The sequence below is a fragment of the Pseudonocardia oceanicola genome, from assembly GCF_047200735.1.
Lineage (GTDB): Bacteria > Actinomycetota > Actinomycetes > Mycobacteriales > Pseudonocardiaceae > Pseudonocardia.
This window is the reverse complement of sequence record NZ_JBJZON010000109.1, coordinates 1-317: the sequence shown is the minus strand read 5'-3', so window position 1 is coordinate 317 and position 317 is coordinate 1. Positions and strand designations below refer to the sequence as shown.

Annotated in this window: 1 pseudogene; it reads right to left on the bottom strand. The window is 72.9% G+C overall.

The window, feature by feature from the left end:
• Nucleotides 1-317, bottom strand: a pseudogene (locus tag ACL02T_RS35030) (2-oxoacid:acceptor oxidoreductase subunit alpha); the annotation flags it as partial.

The following is a 317-nucleotide window of genomic DNA, read 5'->3' as shown; positions in this document are numbered from 1 at the left end:
GGCACCAGCACGGTGCGGTAGGAGGCGAGGACCTCGCCGAGGTTGGCCGGCAGCGGGTTGAGGTGCCGGATGTGCGCGGTGGCGATCGTGTGGCCCATGTTCCGGACCCGCCGCGCCCCGGCGACGATCGGCCCGTACGTGGAGCCCCAGCCGACCACCAGCACGTCCGCCTCGCCGGAGGGGTCCTCGACCTGCAGGTCGGGCACCGGGATGCTGTCGATCTTGGCCTGGCGCAGGCGGACCATCCGGTCGTGGTTGTCCGGGTCGTAGGAGATCGAGCCGCGTCCGTCGGCCTTCTCCAGCCCGCCGACGCGGTG